Source organism: Clostridioides sp. ES-S-0005-03, from assembly GCF_020658455.1.
Lineage (GTDB): Bacteria > Bacillota > Clostridia > Peptostreptococcales > Peptostreptococcaceae > Clostridioides.
In genome coordinates, this window is the sequence record NZ_JACVWI010000003.1 from 110,497 (window position 1) to 124,227 (window position 13,731).

The 13,731-nt window shown below is 26.2% G+C and carries 14 protein-coding genes; 2 read left to right on the forward strand and 12 right to left on the reverse strand.

The features are described from left to right. Nucleotides 1-76: 76 nt before the first annotated feature. The 6 genes from IC218_RS13210 to IC218_RS13235 form a co-directional block, all read right to left on the reverse strand. Entirely contained in the window at nucleotides 77-1,414 is a 1,338-nt protein-coding gene (locus IC218_RS13210) for a sensor histidine kinase (RefSeq protein ID WP_227824647.1), read from the reverse strand. Nucleotides 1,415-1,433: 19 nt separating this feature from the next. Further along, on the reverse strand, nucleotides 1,434-2,144 hold the full coding sequence (locus IC218_RS13215) for a LytR/AlgR family response regulator transcription factor (protein ID WP_227824648.1): 711 nt from the start codon (nucleotides 2,142-2,144) through the stop codon (nucleotides 1,434-1,436). Between the two features lie 195 nt (nucleotides 2,145-2,339). After that, the gene (locus IC218_RS13220) at nucleotides 2,340-4,460 is read right to left on the reverse strand and encodes an FtsX-like permease family protein (RefSeq protein WP_227824649.1); all 2,121 of its coding nucleotides are present in this window, start codon (nucleotides 4,458-4,460) and stop codon (nucleotides 2,340-2,342) included. Then, entirely contained in the window at nucleotides 4,450-5,202 is a 753-nt protein-coding gene (locus tag IC218_RS13225; protein ID WP_227824650.1) for an ABC transporter ATP-binding protein, read from the reverse strand. Before IC218_RS13225 ends, IC218_RS13220 begins: the two co-directional genes overlap by 11 nt. 228 nt (nucleotides 5,203-5,430) lie before the next feature. Beyond that, nucleotides 5,431-5,607, reverse strand: coding sequence for a hypothetical protein (locus IC218_RS13230; RefSeq protein ID WP_227433563.1), 177 nt, complete (start codon nucleotides 5,605-5,607; stop codon nucleotides 5,431-5,433). Between the two features lie 169 nt (nucleotides 5,608-5,776). After that, nucleotides 5,777-6,358: a TetR/AcrR family transcriptional regulator gene (locus tag IC218_RS13235; RefSeq protein ID WP_227824651.1), complete on the reverse strand. Its 582-nt coding sequence runs from the start codon at nucleotides 6,356-6,358 to the stop codon at nucleotides 5,777-5,779. Between the two features lie 904 nt (nucleotides 6,359-7,262). Here IC218_RS13235 and IC218_RS13240 point away from each other — a divergent pair. Both IC218_RS13240 and IC218_RS13245 read left to right on the forward strand, forming a co-directional pair. Further along, complete coding sequence (locus IC218_RS13240) at nucleotides 7,263-7,973, forward strand: LytR/AlgR family response regulator transcription factor (protein WP_227433561.1); 711 nt, start codon at nucleotides 7,263-7,265, stop codon at nucleotides 7,971-7,973. After that, nucleotides 7,967-9,286: an ATP-binding protein gene (locus IC218_RS13245; RefSeq protein ID WP_227433560.1), complete on the forward strand. Its 1,320-nt coding sequence runs from the start codon at nucleotides 7,967-7,969 to the stop codon at nucleotides 9,284-9,286. Before IC218_RS13240 ends, IC218_RS13245 begins: the two co-directional genes overlap by 7 nt. Before the next feature lie 706 nt (nucleotides 9,287-9,992). Here the strand turns inward: IC218_RS13245 and IC218_RS13250 are convergent. The 6 genes from IC218_RS13250 to IC218_RS13275 all read right to left on the reverse strand — a co-directional run bounded on the left by IC218_RS13250 (nucleotide 9,993) and on the right by IC218_RS13275 (nucleotide 13,561). Then, on the reverse strand, nucleotides 9,993-10,820 hold the full coding sequence (locus tag IC218_RS13250; protein ID WP_227824652.1) for a MerR family transcriptional regulator: 828 nt from the start codon (nucleotides 10,818-10,820) through the stop codon (nucleotides 9,993-9,995). A gap of 100 nt (nucleotides 10,821-10,920) precedes the next feature. Continuing rightward, nucleotides 10,921-11,694, reverse strand: coding sequence for a CPBP family intramembrane metalloprotease (locus IC218_RS13255; RefSeq protein WP_227824653.1), 774 nt, complete (start codon nucleotides 11,692-11,694; stop codon nucleotides 10,921-10,923). Between the two features lie 251 nt (nucleotides 11,695-11,945). Next, on the reverse strand, nucleotides 11,946-12,383 hold the full coding sequence (locus IC218_RS13260) for a LytTR family DNA-binding domain-containing protein (protein ID WP_227433549.1): 438 nt from the start codon (nucleotides 12,381-12,383) through the stop codon (nucleotides 11,946-11,948). A 256-nt stretch (nucleotides 12,384-12,639) separates the two neighbouring features. After that, the gene (locus IC218_RS13265; RefSeq protein ID WP_227433548.1) at nucleotides 12,640-12,789 is read right to left on the reverse strand and encodes a YvrJ family protein; all 150 of its coding nucleotides are present in this window, start codon (nucleotides 12,787-12,789) and stop codon (nucleotides 12,640-12,642) included. Between the two features lie 16 nt (nucleotides 12,790-12,805). After that, nucleotides 12,806-13,030, reverse strand: coding sequence for a DUF2922 domain-containing protein (locus tag IC218_RS13270; protein WP_227433547.1), 225 nt, complete (start codon nucleotides 13,028-13,030; stop codon nucleotides 12,806-12,808). 309 nt (nucleotides 13,031-13,339) lie between these two features. Then, the gene (locus IC218_RS13275) at nucleotides 13,340-13,561 is read right to left on the reverse strand and encodes a DUF1659 domain-containing protein (protein ID WP_227433546.1); all 222 of its coding nucleotides are present in this window, start codon (nucleotides 13,559-13,561) and stop codon (nucleotides 13,340-13,342) included. Between the last annotated feature and the right edge of the window lie 170 nt (nucleotides 13,562-13,731).

Consider the following 13,731-nt stretch of genomic DNA (forward strand, 5'->3'; position numbering starts at 1 on the left):
AATATAAATTAAGGAAAGTCATTTCTGGCTTTCCTTTTTGGAGTTTTTTAAATATATTAAGATTCTCAGCTTAATACTAACACAAACTAATATAAAGAAATAAAGAAAAATCTGTATCAGTATAAGAAATATTCAACTCTCCACTATACTTATCAACAATTTCCTTGATATTTTCAACACCATATCCATGAGATTTACTATTATCTTTATCTGAAATAAATAAACCATGTTTTTTAATGATAGGATTTACCTTGTTATTTGTTAATAAATAGCTAAAATACTCATTTTCACAACGTGCTTTTAGCACCACTTTTCTATTGGATAAGTCGGAAATCTTTAAGGATGCTTCTATAGCATTATCCAAAGAGTTTGAAAAAATAGTACATAAATCCATTGGCTCTATACCAAAGTGATTGTCTATATCTATATTAAAATGAACATCAACACTATTTTCTTCCAATTCTGTATGACGAAGATTTAAAATTGAATTAAGGGCAGGGTTTTTACAAAATTGCTTACCACTTAAAGTCCCAAAACTAAGTTTTAATTGTGTAAAATAATCTTTAGCTCCATCAATATCTTCAACTTCTAAATAAGACTCAATCATTTGGAAGTGGTTATTTATATCATGTCGTATTTTGCGTATCTGAACCTGTTGATTCTCTAGTAAGTCGTAATATTCTTCTTTTATATGATTCGATTGATTTTCTAACTTCATCTTTACATTTTCAATTAATGGATTTAAAAGAAGTATCACACCAATATTAGCTATGATTGCAGATAAAATAATTAGATAAGTACCATAAGGTAAGTTACCTAAAATAATATTATAATCGCTACCCATAGGAATTAAATTAGTGGGTGGCAAAATAATGGCAATTAATATTGATAAAAATGAGGATATACATACTATATCAATAAAAATCCATATGCGATTTGTAAGGTACTGTTTTATATTAACTAATCTATTTTTTAAGAAAAAATGTATCAAAAACCATAAAAATACTTTAATTATGGCAGAAACTATCTTAAAGATTGAAAGTACTACAGTATACTCACTTGAGCTTACAAGTTCTCTATATAGAGGATTGTTTATAAAAAGAAAATTAACACCAACTATAATAGGATATAGTATCATTATAACTGATATTATAGGAATCAACCTACTTTTACTACAGACTATAAGGAGTATAAAATATCCAAGTAGTGTAAAAAGTATATTTACAGGGTCAGAAAGCCATATTATCATTTGACCAATAATAGAATAACCCAAAATCAATATTATTTTAAAAATCCAATGTTTCCTAAAATCTATAAAATAAGATGTTAGCTTATAAAGAAAAAAAGCCATAAAAATGCTAAGTAAAACTGTAATATAAATTGTAGCTTTTGATATTATTGAATAAGTATCCATTTGAAAACCTTTCTAAAAATTAAGATTCTAGCATATGTCTTGTAAATTTTCCTACAACTTCTTGATATTTTTGACGACTTATAGGAATTTTTTCATTTTGTACTTTAGCATATGTTTGATTTATACTGTTTACATAGTTTAGATTGACGATATATCTTTGATGTGTACGTATAAAATTAGATGGAAGAATATCTTCCATATCATTTAGTTTTCCATAATACTCTAAAGATTTGTCAGAGGTTACTACAGTCAGCTTTCTTAATTCACTTTTAAAGTAGAAAATGTCTTTTGTATTGATTTTACAAAGGTTAGTTCCAATCTGAATCGTAATAAAGTGTTCTTTCCATTGTTCTAATTTTTTTAGTGCTTCTTTTAAGACTTCACATATTTTTTCATTTTTATAAGGTTTTAAGATATAGTTTAAAGCTCCTACATCATATCCATGAAATACATAGTCAGAAAAACCTGTGACAAAGATAATTATAGTATCTTTTGAGTATTTTCGAATGACTTTTGCTATATCAACTCCATTAATTTCTCCAAGTTCAATATCTAAAAAAATGATGTCCATATAATAATTTTCATGTTCTAGATTATATATTAGACTTTCTCCATTTGAGTATTCTTTTATCTGGCAGGGATAGCCCCATAAATCCATTTCTCTTGTGATGATTTTATTTAGCATACTTCTTTGTTGTTTTTCGTCATCACAAATACAAATTGAAATCAATGATTATTCTCCTTTCAAGTTTTATATTTATATAATTAAGTATATAATAAATTGAGCTACCTAGATACATAAAAGAGAAAATATGTCTAGGTAGCAAAGTAGAGTCTTACTTAAATAAGTTTTGACTAAAATCGTACAGATAAGAATTATATAGACTTACTCAGAGAAGTTTTATCTAAAATAATTTAAGCAAACTTATTTTGAAATTCCAACAATTTCTTTAAATTTTTTGTAAGTCAACAGATATATAAGGTACATATAAACCCCACAAACCACTAGTAAACCTAGATTTATCAGAAGAGCATTGACTTCACTATGAACAATTCTACCATCATTGTTTACCATAATCATAAAGTTAAAAAGATATATTACAAAACTTCCAGTAATAAGAGGGTATGAAAAGATTTTCTTTAATTGGTTGCGAATACAGAATTTTATATAGTCGTTGTTAGCACCTAATCGACTCAAATCTATAAAAATCTGTTTGTGATTTACTGCTATTGTAACACCTCTTGTATATGCAATGATTCCCACAGCCGTAAAGCAGATTATACCTACATAGATGAATAACATCAAGAATACTGCTGTATTTTTTATCATATCTTGACTCTGCAAAGTTTTAAAATTAGGATAGTACTTCCATTGGAGATATAATTGATTATTATCTGGAGTTAATTTTAAAGAACCTTCTCCACTTGGATATTCTTCATCCAAAAAATACTTTTGACCAGTTGATTCAGCACGTTTTTTCACATATTCATCATACATAGTGTATGTTCCCATTTCCTTAGGTGTTCTTTTTATAATCTCTGACTTTAAATCATTAGCAAAAGCATAGGTATCTGTAGTTTTATCTACATTAAATAGGATAGAATTATTGTAGTTATTTATAGATAAACCTTTAGTAAATGCATTATAATCGTCTTCACTAAGGACGTAAGCAGTCATACGAGCATTTTGAAAGAAAGAACCATTAAATATTAGGTTTCCAGAATATTTAAAAGGAGTTTCTTTTTCTGTGGCTGGGCTTGATATAAATTTTGGAAAATCATAATCTCTATTATTATTTTCTTTACTTACAACAGCAAGATATTCACCATTTTTTATACTGATAGGTTTATCAATTAATTTAGAGAAATCCTTAGAATTAAAGAACATGGCTAAAGAATGTTTTTTCATATATACATCATCAATAGTTCTATCTTTATTAAATATTGATTCTGTACCATCTACAATTAATTCAATAGAAGGAAGTTCCATATAGTTTTGGATTTTTACTTTATGCTTATCTGCCAACTGTCCAATTTCTTTTTTAGATATTTGATTCACTCTTTGCTTATAAGTGAATGTGTAATCTATAGGATTCTTTTTAGTATTTTCATTAATTCCTGCAATCACATTAGGTATATAGAATACAGCAAATAAGGCTCCTGCAATTAAAAATGCAATAACACACATATTTTTTACAGTTTGCTTGCCCATAAATCTCATCATACTAGTAGATATAATATTTTTGTAGTATTTTTCTGGATGTTTTCCTCTTTTTGCATGTACTACTACATATGTCATAATCATGTAAATTCCAATAGCAGAGAATGCATACGTAATGTTCCATATAGATGGCATCATGTAATTAAGTTCACTTATGACTATTGAAGGTACTACATAACCTAGAAGAAGTCCTAATACCATAAAAAATGTTCCCAATATACCATACCAACTTTTTACCTCATGCACTGGTTCAGAGATTCTTTGGTCATTTAGTATATCAATTATATTTGTACGATTGATGAATTTTACTGAAAGTAAGAAAATACATAGAGTTACAAATATACAAAATATGAAACCATATATAAATCCTTGAGTTCCAAAGTGGTATGTCATTTCTCTTGTATCAATAATTACCAATTGGAATATCTTCCATATACCAAAAGATACAGGCATACTCAATAGAAGACCTAAAAAACAACAGACTATTGAAATAAGAAGTATTTCTGAAAATAGAATTTTTTTCAAATTTTTCTTATCTGTCCCTAGAGCCATAAAAATACCAATTTCTCTACTTTTAAATTTTAAAAATAGGGAAGAGGCATAAGTAGTAAAAACAGCACATCCTAATATAGCAACTGCAAATATCATTATGGCTTGTTTTCTACTATCTCCTCCAGCTGGAAGGATTGTTTGCACTGTAGGACTAAAATAAATTAAAGCATATGAAGTTACTAAGACTACAGAAAGTATTATACAAAAGAATAATGTTGTATAGTTTTTCCAATTGTAGGCTCGAAGTTTTCCATATAATTTATTAATTGTCATCTTGACCGCCTCCCATTTCTTTTAAAAGTTCCAATAATTCATCTAGGAATTCACGTCTTGAATTTGATTTTACGACTTCTTTGTAGACCATTCCATCTTTAAGGACAATGACACGGTCACAAAAACTTGCAGCAAAGCTATCATGTGTAACCATGAATATAGTGGCATCTAGCTCTTGTTTTGCTTTTAGGAATGAGTCAATTACTGTACGACAAGATTTGCTATCAAGATTACCAGTTGGCTCATCTGCTAATATCAAATCTGGATTATTCATAAGAGCTCTTGCTACTGCTGTACGCTGTTTTTCACCACCAGATATTTCAGCAGGGTATTTTTTGCGTATATGCTCAATACCAAATAATTTGCATAGGCTAGTAGCACGGTTTTCCATTTGTATAACTTTACCACCTTTGATAATTTGTGGAACACAGATATTTTCAAAGACACTAAGACCATCAAACAGCATAAAATCTTGGAATACAAATCCCAACTGCTGATTTCTAACTTCGGAAAGTTCTTTTTCTTGTAGGTTTCTTATATTATTGTTTCCAAGAGTTATTTCACCTTCATCAATTGGTATAAAGCATGAAATGCAGTTTAAGAGAGTTGTCTTTCCACTTCCAGATGCACCCATGATTGCAACGAATTCTCCTTTATTGATTTCAAAAGAAATATTTTTTAATACAGGGTACGTTTTATTACCTGCCTTGTATGATTTACATAAATTGTTTACTTTAAGCATATATATCATCCTCGCTTTCATTTATCTTGTAAGTCAATGATAGCATTTGAAAGGTGTATGGGAATATAAGTCTCGTTGTAAGAATTGGGTGTTTTTTTGTAATGTTTGAGTTAGAAAAATTTTTGAAAAGGTATTGTTACGATTATTTAGATAAAAGATATGTTGATGTATAAATGGTAGTCTTTTTTGTAAAATAATTATCTATTTTTATTTTATAATATAAAAACACTATTTTTTTACTAAAAAAGCTACCACAATCAATAACGAAAATACAATTGAAAGTATTGAAAAAGTAAAGTGAGAATTTGAGTCATTATTGCGATTATTAAGTTTTATCCAAAGTCCACATATAATTGTACATATCAATAAAACTGCTGATATTATCCCTATAAATGTAAAAAACATTAAAATTCCCCCTTTATTTAATGTAAGTATTTGAGTCCATGAGAATATCTTTAAGTTCTGTCAGAGTATGGCTGAGTTATGTATCAAAACTAAAAGACATATAATTAAACTGAAATAGTATTAAATAGACATAATACTAAATAGATATAAATACTAAACTGAAATAGTACTATTTTATGGTGTCTATTAAAAATAACTCTAATTGAGAGTCAATTAAAGCACTTCTTTTCTCTGCATCCATAATATCAATACCACTGTATCTTAAAAAGGCGTTAGAACGAAGAAGAACTAACTGTATAAATGAAGTTATTTGATATGCAATAACCTTGTAATCTTCTTCAGTTTTATTGTTGTCGTGATTTTTATAATGAGCTCTAATCAAAGGCAATATTTCAAATGGATAAATAATGTCTTCTTGAACTAATATGTAAGGTACAGAAATCTCTATAAATTGACTATATAAAATTATAACATCACAAAATGCCATTAACATTTCTTTTAACTCTTGCTTAGGTGTTAGATTTTGCTTATCATGTGTAGTTTTATATTCATCCATATGGCATTTTAAAATTCTCTTAATAGCAGTATTAATTAGTGCTTCTTTAGATTTAAAATAATAATTAATCATAGCCAAATTGACATTTGCTTTAGCTATGATTTCTCTAGCTGTGATACTTGAAATATCTCTGTTTGAAGTTAATAGCTGAACTGTTGTGTTAATTAGTTGCTCTTTTTTTGAATCTATTTTCATATTTTTCCCCTTAAGAATTCCTCATAAAAAAATTAAACGTGTTTAATACACGTTTAGATACTATCACGAAAGCTTTTATATGTCAATGGAGGGATAGTTTTTAAGGAGTATAGTAGGGGGAAGTTTTTTTATAATTGTCTTGTTAAATACATGATAAATAAGGTTATATGATACTAAGTTTAAGAGGTGTTCTATCAATCATGTATTAATATATATAATTATTAAAGATTGTATACTAATAAATAGAATTATGTTAAAATTTATATTATAATGAAATAAAAAATAAATAAAAAAAGTCATGAGTTCTTAAGTTTGGCGACTTACTCTTAGCTTTTTATACAGTCATTCTTGGTAAGAGAGTACTCTAGTTAGGGAGCTTTTTATATTGTTATCATCTTTTAATATTATCATAACAATCATAAAACATTAATAATTTCGATATTTAAAAAGTATACAAAATTATTAATGAGGCAATAAGCTTAAACCATATTAAGTATTGATTGTTATTAATAAATCTGTAAAATCTCCTTATCTTTAGTGCAAACATGCTAAAAATAGAGGAGAATTTTTTGTTGTAAATGACAAAGTTTTGTTACCATTTATATGATGTTAGACTCAGTATAACATCAAGATAATAAAAATGTATGAAAACTATCATAGATACTTATTAAAAACATTCTATAAGTAATGAAAAAAGAAGCGTGAAAAGAAAAAATGAAAATGGATTAATGAAGAGGGTAATAGAATAAAAAAGGAGATAGAGAATATAAAAAGTTAAAGGAATAAGGATTAAGCAAAAATAGGATAGCCAACTCTTTAAGTTTAGGAATAGTAAGGAGGTACTGTAGTTTATAAATGTGTAGCCTTAACTGTTTTTCTATCTAAGGGATAAGGGGGGATTTTTATGTATAGAATAGTTATTTGTGAGGATGATATTACACAAATGGTTTTCTTAAGAGAGTGTATACTAAAATCCTTAGAGGGAGTTTCTAGTCAAATTGAACTATTAGAGTTTAATTCAGGAGAAGAGTTATTGGAGTCTGCTTTAGAAGGAGTTGATATATATTTTTTAGATATTCAAATGCTTCAACTAACAGGGATGGATGTAGCTAAAATAATTAGAGAAACAAATGATACTTCTGAAATAATATTTATAACTTCAATAGTCGACTATATACAAGAAGGTTATAAGGTAAGGGCTTATAGATATTTATTAAAGCCTATAGATTTTGAGGATTTAAATGAAAATATTTTAAATTGTATATCAGATATTATTAAAAAAAGAGAAAACTTTATGCTGATAGAAAATAAAGGTATAATCAACAAAATTTTAATTAATAGTATTATGTATATAGAGGTCAGGAAAAAGGTTTTGACTATACATACTACAGATGGTATTTATAATACTAATAATAGTATGGATAAAATAGAGTTAGAATTAGAAAAATATAATTTTTTTAGATGTCATAAAAGCTATTTAATAAACATGGAATATATTCAACTTATATGCAAAAATACTGTAGTTATTAATAATGAAAATATTCCAGTCAGTAAATATAGAATATCTGATTTAAAGACAAAATTAACACATGTATTGGGAGATGTATTATGTTAGGGATAGATGTATGGGGGATTATTCTAACTTTATTTTCTACAATGATAGAATGGATTGTATTAAAATTTATATTAGATGAACTTAGTGAGCTAAGAAAGAGCAAGTCAGTTTTAAATAGTAGTCTACTAATTGCAATTATAATAATTACTACCTTGACTATAATTGAATTTGATATAAAGGTTAAGTTATTTATATGTATATTTATTACATATCTATTGTATAGAAGTAATTATGTGGTGGACCAATGGAAAAGTGTGTTTATAAGTTTATTATATTGGATGTTATTAATCGGATTTGATAGTACTGGATTAAGTATAGTAGGCACACTTAACTCTATACAAGAGATGAGTGATTTATTAAATAATAATTTATTAAAACTAGAATTAATAATTATATCTAAATCACTACTAATAGGATTAATACCATTACTTAAAGCTATTAGATTAAAAATAAAAATAAACAAGAAGGATTGTATCTATTTATTTTTCCCCTTAATAGCAAATATTGTTAGCATAATAGTTGTATTTGGATTTATTTTTAAAGATAAGAGTATTAATCCTACCGAAAGTTTGACAATACTTGTTATATCAATTGTATTTTTACTTTCAAATATTTCGTTAGTAAGTATTATAGGTAGAATAATAAAAGACAATAACCTAAAGATGGAACATGAAATTACAAAAGAAAAGATAAATATGCAATATAAATACTATTTAAATTTACAGGAATATCAGTCGAAAATAAGAAAACTATACCATGACATGAACAATCATATTATTTGTATTAAGAATATTTATGGTAAAAATGAGATTGCAGAGAAGTATATTAAAGATATAAATAAGCAAATAAATGAATGTAATACTATATTTAATACACAAAGTATGATTTTAGATGTTATTTTAAGTGAGAAAAAATCTATTTGTGATATAAATGGCATAGATTTTTTAGTAGATATTAATTTTTTAGAATGCAATTTTATAGAAATGGCGGATGTGTGTAGCATATTTTCAAATATGATAGATAATGCAATAGAAGCTTGTAATAAGATTTACGATACAAATATACAAAAAAAGATTAAATTAAGAGGAACTATTATAAATAGATTATTTGTAATTAAATGTGAAAATACAAAAATAAATGAGATTATATTAAAGAATAATAAAATTATTACAGATAAAAAAGACTCATTTTTACATGGAATAGGAATAAGTAGTATAAAAAGTTCAGTAGAAAAATATAATGGAAATGTAGAAATATATTCAGATAAAAATAAGTTTACAACTACTATTTATATACCATTATCTAGAAAATAATTCCAGTTGGAAATTTAAAGTGCCTAGTTGGAGTAATAGTATTGAAAAATAATATAGAGGATGTTATCTGCTAAGCATAGAAAATTTGGAGTTAATAAAAATAATCGAATCTTGCGTTAATAAGATAACATCCTTTTTAATTTTAAATAAAATAATATAACAAAAATAATATGATTTATATTTATATATATTATTACAATATTAATATTTGGAATGATTCAGCAACAAAGAGGGAGTAAGAAATGAAAAAAATTCAAAATATAAGATTAATAAAACTTATATTGAGTAACATAAAAATAGTAAAGGAGTAATTGATAGATAGTGGCTTGATATTAGCAATAAATATTTATTAAAAAATATTGAAAGAAAACATTTTATTAACTTAAGGAGGTCTTAATTATGATAGATTCTTTAGACAAATGTAAATCAATAATTAATGTATTCTGATAAGTGTCTAAAAGCTACATAAATAGTTGTTATAAATAAAAAACAGAGTGACTAAGAGAAAAAAGCGATATATCTAATCGGTATTGGTATGTATAGCTTCTTTACATTTAGTAAGGTAGCTTGTGAGTTTAGAGAGAACTTCTTAAATAACATAATAGTGATAAGAAGTTTTACATGATATAGATAAGAATTATTGGATAAAAATAGCTAACAGAATCAATCTGTTAGCTATTTTTATTTGTGTATTTTTATTACAAATCTATTTAACTTTTATTACTGGTATCTGAATTTCTGTAAGATAGTTTTCAGGATTTTCCTCATTATGAACCCCTTTATGACCAATTTGCCTATTGATACCAGACATTTTATAATCACTATTTTTATCCAGCCAGTAAGCAAATGACTCATACCCACCAGCTATATTTTCATATGGGCCATATACCATACTACATGCCATCATATCAACTGCCTCTGTCTCACGATATATAAATCCAGATTTGTTTTTTCCTAATTTTTTTACAACTGTTCCAACCTCTATATCTACACCACAATCTTTCAGTTCTTCATCATGATAAAGTGCTATATTGTTGCTTGCTTGGTGGGATATTTCTATATGTTCTTCTTTAATAAATTCATATAATTTTTCCCACAGTATACCTTCATGGTGATAGTCTGGAATTATTTCTCTAAGCGAGATAATCTTATAACTGGGAATTTCCTTAAAGATAACATTGTAATGAATCTCATCTTTATTGTCATCTATAGCCTTAATCAATTTATTAATATTATTTATTCTTTTTTGTTCTTTTTTAACTTCATCTTGTATTTCAATTTTTTTTCGATTCAATTCTTTAATCACAAGTTCGTCGTTCCAATTATGAATAATATTTGATATCTCTGAAACAGTAAATTTTGAATCTCTTAATAAAATAATTCTTTGTAAAGTTGAAATTTGGTCAGCAGAGTATAGGCGATAACCTGTGTATTTATCTATCTTTGCTGGTTTTAGAATACCAAGTTCATCATAATAACGTAACATTCGAATAGAGACTTGTGTTAGTTTTGAAAATTCTCCAATTTTAAACATGAAAATATGACCTCCTTCTCACTTATAATTAGTATATATTTTGTTTTTGTATACTTCAAGTGTTTAGGAAAATGCATTTAATTATCAGTTTAATCTATAATCAGCAGTCTAACTCAAATTCAAATTCGTCTGATTTTATCTTCTCAATTTCAGAATTAATTTTCTGTTTAAATTTAGCAGAAGAAATTATGTAAATAATTAATATGAGGCAAAATATTATTTTTACATATTGAGCCATTACATAGGCTTCAATAGGGTAGTAAGAATATAGTTGGATGGTAAAGAAGTCACACATCATATGTACAAATCCACCTGCTAAAATACTTCTATGTGTATTAATATATACAAATGTAATAACAAAGTTTAGAAGTATAGTAGATGGTATAAATAAAAGTGCATCAAATAAAGAATATTGCAGTAGATTATATGGCATTTGACCAGGTGTAAGATACCATCCCAAATACCAAACTCCACAAATAGAGCCTAAAATAATTGAAGCACCTGTAAATCCAAACCTGACTAATAATTTATCAAGAGAATACCCTATCCATCCAAATCCTTGGCTAAGTATACTTAGTATAAAGCTTATAAATAGCATAAGTGGTATTTTATAAGGTGTATAAATAGCTATGTGCATCCAATCCACATCATTAATTTCTAGATGAAAATATTTTCCTATTAGTAAAGAACAAATTACAATTAAAGCAAAAAAGAGTACTGTTAATAATGGCCATTTTACTCCTATTTCTTTGAAGCTAAAGCTCCTGTAAAGAAAATCTTTTCTTGCGCTATTTGGATATATTGTGAAAATAAAAAGTAGCCCTATGACGGAAGGGGCTGTATATGCGAAGTAAAAAAGAAGTTTTCCAAGCATGGTATTTGTAACTCCTAATAATACAGGTGTAAAGCTAAATAGCCAAGTCCATAATAGAGTGCTTGTAAAGAAAAAAATTAAATTTTTATCTGAATTAAAATGGGGATTATATAATTGCATCTTATGTTCACTATCCTTTCATTTTGTTAATAGTGGTTTAATTTATATTTATTTTATTTTGACTATAAAGTTGATTAATAAGTAGATAATTAGTGATATTAATAAAATATTTTCGATTTTTATAATTTTTATTAAATATTTAGCTTATCTCTAATATTTTTTATGTAACGGCGATTTATAATAACTTTTTCATTATTTGATAAAGTAGCTTGCATGCGATTATGTGATATTACTTTTATACTTTCTAGGTAATCCATATTTAAAATCATAGATTTAGATATTCGTAAAAAAGATGTATTGTGTAATCGGTTTGATAATTCATATATTTTTAGGTCAACTTCAAATACATCATCTTTATAGTAAGCAAATGTCTTATTGCCAACTGTCTCAAAGTATAAAATATCGCAAATATTAAGCTTATAAATTTCTCCTGCTTTTTTACCATTTATATCTAGTAATGGTGTATTTAGTAGTGAAATTATTTTTTCAATATTATTGTCAATGGCAGAGCATTTTATAATTATTTCAATATCATCAAAATTAGTGGATTGTTCGACATGTATTTTCATTAATTATCACCTCATTTTATTACTGTCATTAGAATAGCATTATATTTTATTGAGTCCAACTAGATGAGTGCTAAATTTCAAATTAAGTACAGTTAAATTCAAATTTAAAATAGTAAAATTCAAATTTAAAGTGGTAAAATTCGAAAAAATACTACGACCATTTGGGAATATTATCCAAATATCGTAGTACTTTTCATAGAATATCTCTAATTATTATACAAATAGACTTATCTTATGACTTACATATGTTGTCAAATTACTTCTCAAATGTCAAAATATTTTTAGATAGTACATCAATGCTGTTAGATAGTGTGTTCAATTTGCCCTCAATTCTAACCAATAAATACATGGATAGAGCTATAGGAAAACCAACATTAGTTATTAACAATTGTAAACTATCATCCATAAAATTACCTCCTATCCTAAACTAGGTCATAAGGAGTAGTATTAGTTTCTACAATCTTAGCTTCAACAGCAGAAGCAAGGTCAAATCCTCCAACTGAAAAAACATTTTTAGATACTATCAAATCCATAGCAGATTTTATATTTTCTTCAGTTAAGTCCTCCTTTGGATTTTCTATAGAAAAAGAAACTTGTTTATCCTTTGTATTCTTGAAACTCATGACTAATTTTTTCTTAATCTCCATACAGTTACCTCCACGATAATAATTTATTTTTTTAATTGATTTAAGTATTTTAATTATTGTTAGGGTAGAAAATACTCTGGTATTGTTATACTTAAAGCAAAGCAGTATTTAAAATAACTAACATGTTTAATTTACGAACATATTTAAATTACTTAAGATATTAAACTGCTTAAAGTATCAATATATTAAGTGTATAATTTGTTAAATTTATATAATATCAAGTGTATTATATATTGAACATGATATATAAATAGTTGATGAATTTTAATGTAGACTATAATCATTAGTATAGACTATATTTGAAAGTTACTATTTAGATAGTGATGTGCTATCTAGTTTTAAAATATCTACAATAGGATTTTCTTGAAGATTTGCGATTGCTTCTGCAACTGCATAAACATCATCATTTGATGCCTCTGCCTTTACATTTGCGAAAGATTTACTTTTAATAACTGCCTTACCCTTATCATCAAAACCAGCATCCAATTTCAGTTTTATACTAGATAAATTTTTTGTTGAAACAACTGCCATAAAACTACCTCCTAAAAATTTAATTTCAAAGATTTGTCGACTTTCTTTGTTAAATCTATAGTATCATATAAGATAATATAGGAGTTAAACCGTAATTTCTTAAGATTTTTTGTTAAAATTTTATAAAAAACTTTATAAGTATATATATTTTAATGATTGATTGAATGTTT

Excerpts from the sequence above, each read along its gene's own strand:
- IC218_RS13255 (WP_227824653.1), bottom strand. The coding sequence starts at position 11,694 with ATGCTTGGAAAACTTCTTTTTTACTTCGCATATACAGCCCCTTCCGTC.
- IC218_RS13275 (WP_227433546.1), bottom strand. The coding sequence starts at position 13,561 with ATGGCAGTTGTTTCAACAAAAAATTTATCTAGTATAAAACTGAAATTG.
- IC218_RS13240 (WP_227433561.1), top strand. The coding sequence starts at position 7,263 with ATGTATAGAATAGTTATTTGTGAGGATGATATTACACAAATGGTTTTC.
- IC218_RS13245 (WP_227433560.1), top strand. The coding sequence starts at position 7,967 with ATGTTAGGGATAGATGTATGGGGGATTATTCTAACTTTATTTTCTACA.
- IC218_RS13250 (WP_227824652.1), bottom strand. The coding sequence starts at position 10,820 with ATGTTTAAAATTGGAGAATTTTCAAAACTAACACAAGTCTCTATTCGA.
- IC218_RS13225 (WP_227824650.1), bottom strand. The coding sequence starts at position 5,202 with ATGCTTAAAGTAAACAATTTATGTAAATCATACAAGGCAGGTAATAAA.
- IC218_RS13270 (WP_227433547.1), bottom strand. The coding sequence starts at position 13,030 with ATGGAGATTAAGAAAAAATTAGTCATGAGTTTCAAGAATACAAAGGAT.
- IC218_RS13230 (WP_227433563.1), bottom strand. The coding sequence starts at position 5,607 with ATGTTTTTTACATTTATAGGGATAATATCAGCAGTTTTATTGATATGT.
- IC218_RS13235 (WP_227824651.1), bottom strand. The coding sequence starts at position 6,358 with ATGAAAATAGATTCAAAAAAAGAGCAACTAATTAACACAACAGTTCAG.
- IC218_RS13220 (WP_227824649.1), bottom strand. The coding sequence starts at position 4,460 with ATGACAATTAATAAATTATATGGAAAACTTCGAGCCTACAATTGGAAA.
- IC218_RS13210 (WP_227824647.1), bottom strand. The coding sequence starts at position 1,414 with ATGGATACTTATTCAATAATATCAAAAGCTACAATTTATATTACAGTT.
- IC218_RS13265 (WP_227433548.1), bottom strand. The coding sequence starts at position 12,789 with ATGGATGATAGTTTACAATTGTTAATAACTAATGTTGGTTTTCCTATA.
- IC218_RS13260 (WP_227433549.1), bottom strand. The coding sequence starts at position 12,383 with ATGAAAATACATGTCGAACAATCCACTAATTTTGATGATATTGAAATA.